Source organism: Pseudarthrobacter sp. YAF2 (assembly GCF_052113345.1).
In the GTDB taxonomy this organism is placed as follows: Bacteria; Actinomycetota; Actinomycetes; order Actinomycetales; family Micrococcaceae; genus Arthrobacter.
The window spans coordinates 25,517-34,361 of the sequence record NZ_JBFRDA010000028.1 but is presented as its reverse complement, the minus strand read 5'-3'; the positions used below and the strand labels follow the sequence as shown (position 1 = coordinate 34,361).

Below are 8,845 nucleotides of genomic sequence, written 5' to 3'. Positions count from 1 at the left end.
ACAATCCAGCCAAAACAACCAATCAATAAAACAATTGGTATCAACAAACTTGGCACACTATTGAGTTCTCAAACAACAGACACACCCAGCACCACCACAACCCACCAGGGCCGCAGATCGCTCCGGAGCAACTTTCCAAACTTACCCGATCTTCGACTCCGACGCAAATCCATATCCAGGATTTCCATCAGCGGGAAGATCTCCCCCGCCAATTTCCAGCGCCCTAAAGAGCAACCAGATTTCAGTCTGTATTTTGGGGGTTTGGCCGCCCGCGGTTACCAGCTCTTCGCTGTCTCCCCCGCGGCGACTTAGAAAACAATACACGCAGTCGGGACCGACCGCAAACCCGTCCCCGCAGGGCATGAAAACCCCGGGATTCCGGGGCAACAGCGGGCAGGAAGGGACCGAACTGCCTTGGCGCCGCAGTAAACGGTCCGTGTGTGCTGCCGCACAGATTTCGACAAGCTCAATCACCGGGGCGGCAAGCTCAATCAACGGGGCGGGCCGGCTTAAACGCAGAAGGGCCGGCAACCGTGAGGTTGCCGGCCCTTCTCAAGCAGCTGGTATCAGCGTGGCTGGATTACCAGGAAGACTTGGTGATGCCCGGGAGCTCACCGCGGTGAGCCATGTCGCGGAAGCGAACACGGGAGATGCCGAACTTCTGGAAGGTACCGCGGGGGCGGCCGTCGATGATGTCGCGGTTACGCAGACGGATCGGGGACGCGTTGCGGGGCAGCTTCTGCAGGCCCAGGCGGGCTGCTTCGCGTGCTTCGTCGGTTGCGTTCTCGTCAACCAGGGTCTTCTTCAGCTCGAGGCGCTTGGCAGCGTAACGCTCAACGATGACCTTGCGCTGCTCGTTGCGAGCAATCTTGGACTTCTTAGCCATGTTTAGCGCTCCTCTCGGAATTCGACGTGCTGGCGGATCTTGGGGTCGTACTTCTTCAGGACCATGCGGTCAGGGTCGTTACGACGGTTCTTGCGGGTTACGTAGGTGTAACCGGTGCCCGCGGTCGACTTGAGCTTGATGATCGGACGTACGTCCTTGTCCTTAGCCACTAGAGCTTCACCCCACGAGCAAGAATGTCGGCGACGACTGCGTCGATGCCGCGCACGTCGATGGTCTTGATGCCACGTGCAGAGACCTGCAGCGTGACGTTACGGCGCAGGGACGGAACCCAGTAGCGCTTCTTCTGAATGTTCGGATCGAACCGGCGCTTGTTGCGACGGTGCGAGTGCGAAATGCTGTGCCCAAAGCCCGGCTCGGCCCCGGTCACTTGGCAGTGTGCTGCCATGACTTCTCCTCAAGAATTGAAAGTAATGATCCGCATATCTTCTGCTGGACCATGCTGCTAAGGGCGACCCAAAATAAGGAAGGGCAACGGTTAGTCACGCAACTTGAGCCCCTAACTACCGGCCACCCGAAAATTACAGGGGCAACCGGAGCAATTGCGCACGCTCCGCGCACTTAGCGCCTACCAAGTCTACGAGTTGACGCAATTAAAGACCAATCGGGTGTATAAGGGCAGCCGCAGGAACGAAAGGTCACAGCTGCCGGTTGCCCCTTTTCACAGCAGGGACATAGCTTCCCAAAGCAATCTTGGAGGCATGAACACGCAGCTCCTGCCGACAACACCGGCCGCAAGCAGCTCCGGCCGTCCGGGGCGTCCTTCCCAGTCCACCACGAGGCCCATCCGCAGCTGGTTCACCCGCCAGCACAGGCAGCGCATGCTGCGAACGGACCTCCTGACCGTCATCGCCTGGGCATCCGTTGCCGCGGCAATCGCGCTGTGGCTGGCGGACGGCGGGGCTTCGAACATCACCTCGCCCGCCGGGCTGTTCACCGCAGGCGGGATCGTCGCCGGACTGGCGGGCATGGACCTGGTCCTGCTCATGCTGCTCCTGGCGGCGAGGATCCCGTTCATTGACCGGACCATCGGCCATGACCGCGCACTGGAGTTCCACGGCAAGCTGGGCAAACCCTCCCTCTATCTGCTCCTGGCCCACGGCGTGCTGATCGCCATCGGGTATGGCATGGCGGAGGGGCTTGATCCCATCACCGAGTCCATCAACTTGTGGGTGCAGGTGCCCGATATGTGGCTGGCCTTCGTGTCCATGGCACTGTTTATCGCCGTCGTGGTGACGTCCCTGGTGGCCGTCCGGCGCCGCTTTCCGTACGAGTTCTGGTACGTGGTGCACCTCCTGACGTACGCCGCCGTCGCCACCTCAATCCCGCACCAGTTCAGCGTCGGCGGGTTGTTCGCCGAAGGTACCTGGCAGCGCTGGTACTGGCTGGCCATCTGCATCTCCACCGGCACCGCCCTGGTGTACTTCCGCATCCTGGAACCGGTGCTGGCCACCCTGAGGCACCAGCTCACCGTGGCCCGGGTTGAGGCCGTGGCGCCAGGCGTGGTGAACATCGTCATGCGGGGCCGGCAGCTGGACCAGCTGGCAGGGACCGGCGGGCGCTTCTTCATCTGGCGGTTCCTGGCACCGGGAATGTGGTGGCATCCGCACCCGTTCAGCCTGTCCGCCGAACCCGTCTTCAATGGCCCCGACGGCCAGGGGACCATGCGGATCACCGTACGCAACCTCGGCGACGGATCAGCCCGCCTCCTCCGGCTGCGGAAAGGCACCAAGGTGGCGCTGGAGGGCCCGTATGGCCTGCTCAGCACCGCCGCCCGCACCAAGAACAAAGTGGTCATGATCGGGGCCGGCATCGGCATCACTCCGCTGCGCGCACTGCTGGAAACCACACCGTTCGGCCCCGGGGAGGCGAGCCTGCTGCTCCGCGGCCACACGGAGCAGGACCTCTACCTCAGCAGCGAAATCCTGGAGCTCTGCCAGGAACGCGGGGTCAGGCTCTTCCACCTCACCGGGCGGCGCTCCCATGGCCGCTCCCCCTGGCTTCCCGAGGACGCTGTGCGCAACGGCTACAGCCTCACCTCCTACGTCCCGGACATTGCGGACGCCGACGTGTACGTCTGCGGCCCGGCCACCTGGGCAGCCAACGTCATAGCGGATGCCGCGAACGCCGGCGTCCCCGAGGACCAGATCCATCACGAAAGGTTTGACTGGTGAAAATACGCGGAATTGCAGCTGCCGCCTTCGCCTCCGCCGGGATTCTCCTGGCGGGCTGGCAGGCAGGCACGCAGGTATCAGGCATCAGCACCGTTGCAACGGGCACGACGGCGACAGGCACCACGGGTGCCACCGGCACCGGATCATCCGGGACGGGTTCCTCCGGCGCAACAGGCTCCTCCAGCACCACAGGGTCCTCCAGCACTTCCGGGTCCTCGGGTTCAACCGCCTCCGGCACCTACAAGGGAACCGCCGTCCAGACCAGGTTCGGTCCCGTGCAGGTCCAGATCACGGTGGCGAACGGCAAGATCACGGACGTCACTGCCCTCCAGCTGACCAACACCGACGGCAAGTCGATCCAGATCAGCAACCGTGCGGCACCCCTGCTCCGCAGCGAGGCGCTGGCTGCCCAGTCGGCCAGCATCAAGACCATCAGCGGCGCCACCATCACCAGCGGCGCCTACCTCACCTCACTCCAGGCAGCCATCGATGCAGCGCACCTCTAGCCCCGTGCCGGCGGAAACTGGCACCCCGGCCCTGAAAGCCCGCACCTTTGAGTGCATGGGCACTGTCATCAGCCTGACCATGCCTGTTGGCATCGACGCGGAAGGGCAGCCACGGCTTGACGAGCTCGCTGCCGCCACCGCCGTCGTCGAACGCCTCTTCCGGGACCTCGACGAAACCTTCAGCCTGTACCGCCCCGATTCCGAGGCGAGCCGGCTGGCCCGCGGCGAACTGACGCTGCGGACCGCCTCGGTCCGAATGCGGGAACGGTACGCCGAGGCGCATGAATGGCGGCTGCGCACGGAGGGCGCCTTTACGCCCGAGAGGCCGGACGGTGTCCTGGACCTTTCCGGCATCATCAAGGGCCACGCGATTCGCGAGGCCGGAACCTCCCTCCTGGCGTTGGGCCGCCGCGACTGGTGCCTCAACGCCGGCGGGGACGTCCTGGTCAGCGGCTCGCCCCGGCCCGGCGGCACCGAGCCGTGGAAGGCAGGGATTGTGGATCCGGCGGACCGCCGCACCCTGGTCACCGGGTATGCACTCGGGGCGGCCGGGCAGCACACAGCGCTTGCAACCTCAGGCTCCGCGGAGCGGGGCGAGCACATCTGGCGGCTGGGCGGCGGGAACGGGTTCGTCCAGGTCACCGTGGCCGCGGCGGACATCGTCACCGCGGATGTGCTGGCCACGGCAATCGTTTCCGGCGGAACGCCGACGCTGAACCTGGCCACTGACAACTGGGATGTTGCGGTACTGGCGATCCGCGCCGACGGTTCGATGCTGGCGACTCCGGCGTTCCAGTACGCCTGAGGCCGGCGGCAGGAAACTGCCGGTCAGAGGCGCGTGAGCTGCGCGTACTTGGGCCGCAGGTTGTCCCCGGATGACTTGCCGGTAACGCGGCGCACCACCCACGGGGCCGCATACTCCCGGAACCATTGGGCATTGGCGCGGAGCGCATCCCTGCCGCTGAGTTCAGGGACCGGCGTCATGGGCGGGACATCGATGGAGTGGTCATATTTGAGGACCTCGAGCACGCGCTTGGCCATGTTGGCGTGGCCCGCAGCGGACATGTGCATCCGGTCGTGGGCCCACATGCCCCAGTCGTAGTACTCGCTGAAGCGCCAGTAATCCACCAGCAGCGCGCCGTGGTCCCCCGCAATGCCGCGGACCAGCTCGTTGTAGATTGCGGTCCGGCCGCGCATAGTGCCGAAAACCTTCGAACCCCGGGCGTCGAAACCGGTGAACATCACCACGGTGGCTCCGGTGGCAGCCAGCCTGCCGACGGCGTCGTTGTACTCCACCAGCAGTTCGTCGATGTCCACGCGCGGGCGAAGGATGTCATTGGCGCCCGCGTAGATGCTCACCAGGGTGGGCTTGAGTTCGACGGCGGCGTCCACCTGCTCGGCGAGGATCTGGCGGAGCTTCCTGCCGCGGATGGCGAGGTTGGCGTAGCCGAAGCCGGGATCGGCGGCGCAGAGTTGCTCGGCCACGCGGTCGGCCCAGCCGCGGACACCGTTGGGGCGTGCGGGGTCGTCGTCTCCAACGCCTTCAGTAAAAGAATCGCCCAGGGCCACGAACCGGGAAGTGAAATCCATGCGGTAAGTTTGCCACCCGTTGCCGGAAGCAACCAATCGCCCGGGATCTTCCCGGCTCAGCCCTTGGTTTCGCGCAGGATCCAGTGGTCCGTGTCCAGCCGCCCAACCACTTTTTCGCCGATCCGCGCCAGGTCCAGGACGTCCTGTTCGGTCAGGGCATCGAGGAAGAGGTCACGGACGTCCTCGACGTGGCGGGGCGCCAGCCCAACGATCGTGGACATGCCGTCCTCGGTGAGGTGGGCGGTGGTCACCCTTGCGTCATGGGGGTGCGGCCGGCGTTCCACCCAGCCACGCTTCTGCAGCTTCGTCACCACATGCGACAGCCGGGACAGGGAAGCGCTGCTGCGGGCGGCAAGCTCGCTCATGGGCAGGAACCGGTCCTCGGCTTCGGAGAGCATGGCCAGCACGGTGTAGTCGAAGAGGGACAGCTTCCCCGCGGTGTGCAGCCTGGTGTCAAGGGCCGCAGGCAGAAGGGTGTTGATGCTCACCAGCGCCAGCCAGGCACGGCGTTCATCTGCGTTGAGCCATCGGGGTTCGGTCATGAAGCCATTCTACGATTGATCCTTCAAGTAGCTTGTTCCGGCGCCGGTAGGCTTGGCACATGTATGTTGTCTCCCTCACCTACCGCGTGCCCCAGGACATCGTCGACTTCCACAACGAAGCCCACATGGCCTGGCTGCAGAAGGCGTTCGACGACGGCGTGTTCATCGCCGCGGGCCGCAAGATTCCCCGGACCGGCGGGTTGTTGTTGTCGCAGGCCGAGCGCGCCACCCTCGACGCCAGCCTGGCGCTTGACCCGTTCTACTCCAACGGGGTGGCCGATTTCGAGGTGCTGGAGTTCCATGCCGGCCGGGTGGCGCCAGGGTATGAAAACCTGCTGGACAGCCCGCCCGCACAAACCGGCTAAGGCGCGGCGCCGCCGTCGGGCGTTTCCGACGCAAGCTTCTTCAAACCCTTGCGTGGCACCTTCACCGGCTCGGGCCAGCGCGGGGTGAGCGTGTCTCCCAGCGTGACGCCGCGGAGTTTGCGGCCGAACAGCGGCAGGACCCAGTCGTGGACCCAGCGCCGCTGCTGCTGCTCCCATTCGCGCAGGCTCAGCCGGACCGGCGGTTCCCAGTCCTTGCGCTTGATTTTGTGCTGTACGCCCAACTGGTCCAGCACCTGCCCGGCCAGGTATTTGTGCCCGGCCTTGGACATGTGAAGCCGGTCCGAGTCCCACATCCGGCGGTCATGGAAAGCGTCCAGGCACCAGTAATCCACCAGCAGGGCACCGTGCTTCGCCGCGATGTCCCGCACCCGCTGGTTGTAGTAGGTGTTGCGCTTCTTCAGTGGCTCCAGCAACGCCGAAACCTTGACGTCGAACCCGGTGAACAGGACCACCGTGGCCCCGGTGCCGGCCAGTTTGGCGACGAATTGGTCGTAGTCCGCCATCAGCGCCACCATGTCCGTCTTCAGGTCCAGGATGTCATTGCCGCCGGCGTATAGCGTGATCAGCGTGGGCCGCATCCGAAGCGCAGGTTCCAGCTGCTCGTCGATGATGTGACGCAGCCGTTTGCTCCTGATGGCCAGGTTGGCGTACTTCCAGCCGGGCTGCGCCTTGGCCAGTTTCTCGGCCACCCGGTCGGCCCACCCGCGGACCCCGTTCGGCAGCCGCTCGTCCCGGTCCCCCACGCCTTCGGTGAAGGAGTCCCCAAGGGCAACAAAAACCCGCCGCCCCGAGTCAGGAAGCAAGGATTCAGGCACCACCGACCCAACGTACCGGGGCAAGGAAAAGCCCGGACGACGCCGGGGTGAACAGTGAGTGCCTACCCCTCGGCTTTGCCCTGCCGCCAGTACCCCATGAAGGCCACCTGCTTCCGGTCTATGCCCACCTCGCGGACAAGGTACCGGCGCAGGTCCCGGATGGTGGCCGCTTCACCGGCGATCCAGGCGTAGAAGGGCATGGCGCCGGCGGGGAGCTGCGGATTCCTGGCGGCGGCGATACCGGCGGTTTCCATCCGGGCGGGCGTTTCCCAGAGGATGTCCACGTCAACGTTGACGTCTTCGGGCTCCGGCCCGGCGCCGCCGTCGTCCGCTGTGATGCCTACCCAGCCCGGCATGGGGACGGCCTTGCGAACGGCCTCCTGCAGCAACTGGCCGTGCGGCCTGGACCTGCCGATGGCGGCACCCCGGGCCAGCCAGGTGATCTCGATGTCCGCCGGGGAGCTGAGCTCCAGGAAGTCCGCAGCCTGCTGGACCTCCAGGAAAGCGTGCCCGCTCATATAAGGCGGAAGGGTTTCCAGGATCGCTGAGATGGCGGGAACGGCGGTTTCGTCACCGGCGAGCAGGATGCGCTGGGCCAGTCCGGGCCGCCATTCGATGCCGGAATAGGTCTCCGCGGTGACGCAGTGGGCGGCGCGGTTGTTGGGCCCGATGATGGTGAGGGCGTCGCCCGGTTTGGCGTTCACGGCCCAGTTCGCGGCCGGCCCGGAGGCTTCGTGCGGCTGCCCGCGGTGATCGCCGTGCAGGGCGAAGTCAACATCGATCTCCGGGTACACCGCGTCCAGCCGGGCCTCCCGGACCGTGTAGGTGCGCATGGCGCCGCGGACGTGCGGGTCCATGGCCAGCCAGTCCCGGTACCAGCCCGCCTGGCTGGTGTTGAACGCCGGAAGCGGCAGTTCCGTTCCGTCGGCGGCAAGGGAGGGAATCAGCAGTTTGATCCGGAGGTCAAGCGTGTCCCCGTGGACGCCGAAACCTCGCAGCGAGTACCCGCCGAAGGTGATCCTGCGGAAGTTGGGGCTGAGGTCGCGGACCGAGGTGACACTGACGTCGAAGGCCACGCTCATCGGCTGGGTGGCGGCGGTTTCGCGGGTCTTCATGAGACGGGCTCCAGTTCGTTGGCTGTGGCGTGGTGGCGGCCGATGGGAATGATGAGCGGGGTACCGGAGACGGGATCAGGGATCACTCGGCTCTCCAGGCCGAAGACATCGCGGACCAGGCCTTCGGTGACCACGTCGCCGGGGGCGCCCGCGGCGGTTACGGCGCCGCCCTTCATGGCGATGACGTGGTCCGCGTAGCGTGCGGCGAGATTGAGATCGTGCAGGACGATGGCCACGGTGGTGCCGCGCGTCCGGTTCAGGTCCGTCACGAGGTCCAAAACCTCCACCTGGTGGGCAAGGTCAAGGTACGTGGTGGGTTCGTCCAACAGCAGCACGTCCGTTTCCTGCGCCAGCGCCATGGCGATCCAGGCCCGCTGCCGCTGGCCGCCGGACAGCTCATCCACCTCACGGCCGGCGAGTTCCAGCGTCCCGGTGGCTTGCAGCGCGCGCTGCACGGCGCTCTCATCGTTGTCGCTCCAGCTGCGGAACAAGCCCTGGTACGGGTAGCGGCCGCGGCCCACCAGGTCCCGGACCGTGATTCCGTCCGGGGCGGCGGGATGCTGGGGAAGCAGGCCAAGGGTGCGGGCCAATTCCCGGGCCGGCCGCGCGTGGATGTCCTTGCCGTCGAGGGTCACGGCTCCGGACGCGGGTTTGAGGAGCCGGGACAGGCCGCGCAGCAGGGTGGACTTTCCGCAGGCGTTCGCACCGACGATCATGGTCACCTTGCCTTCGGGAATCCGGATGCTGAGCCGGTCCACCACGCAGCGTTGGTCGTATTTCAGCGTCAGGTCCTGGGCGTTCAGAACGGGCACG

Annotated in this window: 13 protein-coding genes; 5 read left to right on the top strand and 8 right to left on the bottom strand. The window is 65.8% G+C overall.

The window, feature by feature from the left end; translation table 11 throughout:
* A partial coding sequence (locus tag AB4Y79_RS20885; RefSeq protein WP_441865991.1) for a hypothetical protein occupies positions 1–312 on the top strand: 312 nt, incomplete at its 5' end.
* Positions 313–580: 268 nt separating this feature from the next.
* Here AB4Y79_RS20885 and rpsN read toward each other — a convergent pair.
* Genes rpsN through rpmB form a run of 3 tightly spaced genes read right to left on the bottom strand, consistent with a single transcriptional unit; the run spans position 581 to position 1,292 of the window.
* Complete coding sequence (rpsN, locus tag AB4Y79_RS20880) at positions 581–886, bottom strand: 30S ribosomal protein S14 (RefSeq protein WP_015938870.1); 306 nt, start codon at positions 884–886, stop codon at positions 581–583.
* 2 nt (positions 887–888) lie between these two features.
* Positions 889–1,056: a 50S ribosomal protein L33 gene (gene rpmG / locus AB4Y79_RS20875; RefSeq protein WP_013602737.1), complete on the bottom strand. Its 168-nt coding sequence runs from the start codon at positions 1,054–1,056 to the stop codon at positions 889–891.
* Positions 1,056–1,292 carry a 50S ribosomal protein L28 gene (gene rpmB / locus AB4Y79_RS20870; RefSeq protein WP_018763944.1) on the bottom strand — a complete coding sequence of 79 codons (237 nt, stop codon included), beginning with the start codon at positions 1,290–1,292 and terminating at the stop codon, positions 1,056–1,058. Before rpmB ends, rpmG begins: the two co-directional genes overlap by 1 nt.
* A gap of 313 nt (positions 1,293–1,605) precedes the next feature.
* Here rpmB and AB4Y79_RS20865 point away from each other — a divergent pair, with 313 nt between their 5' ends.
* The 3 genes from AB4Y79_RS20865 to AB4Y79_RS20855 are packed head-to-tail and all read left to right on the top strand — an operon-like array spanning position 1,606 to position 4,389.
* Complete coding sequence (locus AB4Y79_RS20865) at positions 1,606–3,078, top strand: ferredoxin reductase family protein (RefSeq protein WP_441865988.1); 1,473 nt, start codon at positions 1,606–1,608, stop codon at positions 3,076–3,078.
* Positions 3,075–3,584 (top strand): FMN-binding protein, encoded by a 510-nt coding sequence (locus AB4Y79_RS20860; RefSeq protein WP_441865986.1) that lies wholly within the window; start codon positions 3,075–3,077, stop codon positions 3,582–3,584. The genes AB4Y79_RS20865 and AB4Y79_RS20860 overlap by 4 nt, the downstream gene beginning before the upstream one ends.
* 55 nt (positions 3,585–3,639) lie before the next feature.
* Positions 3,640–4,389: an FAD:protein FMN transferase gene (locus tag AB4Y79_RS20855; protein ID WP_441865984.1), complete on the top strand. Its 750-nt coding sequence runs from the start codon at positions 3,640–3,642 to the stop codon at positions 4,387–4,389.
* Between the two features lie 23 nt (positions 4,390–4,412).
* On the opposite strand, the gene AB4Y79_RS20850 is transcribed toward AB4Y79_RS20855, so the two are convergent.
* The gene (locus tag AB4Y79_RS20850; RefSeq protein ID WP_441865982.1) at positions 4,413–5,174 is read right to left on the bottom strand and encodes an SGNH/GDSL hydrolase family protein; all 762 of its coding nucleotides are present in this window, start codon (positions 5,172–5,174) and stop codon (positions 4,413–4,415) included.
* Positions 5,175–5,230: 56 nt separating this feature from the next.
* Entirely contained in the window at positions 5,231–5,716 is a 486-nt protein-coding gene (locus tag AB4Y79_RS20845) for a MarR family winged helix-turn-helix transcriptional regulator (protein WP_441865980.1), read from the bottom strand.
* Between the two features lie 59 nt (positions 5,717–5,775).
* Between AB4Y79_RS20845 and AB4Y79_RS20840 the strand changes: the two genes are divergently transcribed.
* On the top strand, positions 5,776–6,081 hold the full coding sequence (locus tag AB4Y79_RS20840) for a YciI family protein (protein ID WP_441865978.1): 306 nt from the start codon (positions 5,776–5,778) through the stop codon (positions 6,079–6,081).
* On the opposite strand, the gene AB4Y79_RS20835 is transcribed toward AB4Y79_RS20840, so the two are convergent.
* Genes AB4Y79_RS20835 through AB4Y79_RS20825 form a run of 3 tightly spaced genes read right to left on the bottom strand, consistent with a single transcriptional unit; the run spans position 6,078 to position 8,844 of the window.
* The gene (locus AB4Y79_RS20835; protein WP_441865976.1) at positions 6,078–6,920 is read right to left on the bottom strand and encodes an SGNH/GDSL hydrolase family protein; all 843 of its coding nucleotides are present in this window, start codon (positions 6,918–6,920) and stop codon (positions 6,078–6,080) included. The two genes, AB4Y79_RS20840 and AB4Y79_RS20835, sit on opposite strands and share 4 nt — an antisense overlap.
* A 59-nt stretch (positions 6,921–6,979) precedes the next feature.
* Entirely contained in the window at positions 6,980–8,032 is a 1,053-nt protein-coding gene (locus AB4Y79_RS20830; RefSeq protein WP_441865974.1) for a siderophore-interacting protein, read from the bottom strand.
* Positions 8,029–8,844: an ABC transporter ATP-binding protein gene (locus AB4Y79_RS20825; RefSeq protein WP_441865972.1), complete on the bottom strand. Its 816-nt coding sequence runs from the start codon at positions 8,842–8,844 to the stop codon at positions 8,029–8,031. Before AB4Y79_RS20825 ends, AB4Y79_RS20830 begins: the two co-directional genes overlap by 4 nt.
* Between the last annotated feature and the right edge of the window lies 1 nt (position 8,845).

Bases quoted from the DNA above. Each gene is read 5' to 3' on its own strand.
- rpsN (WP_015938870.1), bottom strand. From the start codon at position 886: ATGGCTAAGAAGTCCAAGATTGCTCGCAACGAGCAGCGCAAGGTCATC.
- rpmB (WP_018763944.1), bottom strand. From the start codon at position 1,292: ATGGCAGCACACTGCCAAGTGACCGGGGCCGAGCCGGGCTTTGGGCAC.
- AB4Y79_RS20865 (WP_441865988.1), top strand. From the start codon at position 1,606: ATGAACACGCAGCTCCTGCCGACAACACCGGCCGCAAGCAGCTCCGGC.
- AB4Y79_RS20855 (WP_441865984.1), top strand. From the start codon at position 3,640: ATGGGCACTGTCATCAGCCTGACCATGCCTGTTGGCATCGACGCGGAA.
- AB4Y79_RS20850 (WP_441865982.1), bottom strand. From the start codon at position 5,174: ATGGATTTCACTTCCCGGTTCGTGGCCCTGGGCGATTCTTTTACTGAA.
- AB4Y79_RS20845 (WP_441865980.1), bottom strand. From the start codon at position 5,716: ATGACCGAACCCCGATGGCTCAACGCAGATGAACGCCGTGCCTGGCTG.
- AB4Y79_RS20840 (WP_441865978.1), top strand. From the start codon at position 5,776: ATGTATGTTGTCTCCCTCACCTACCGCGTGCCCCAGGACATCGTCGAC.
- AB4Y79_RS20830 (WP_441865974.1), bottom strand. From the start codon at position 8,032: ATGAAGACCCGCGAAACCGCCGCCACCCAGCCGATGAGCGTGGCCTTC.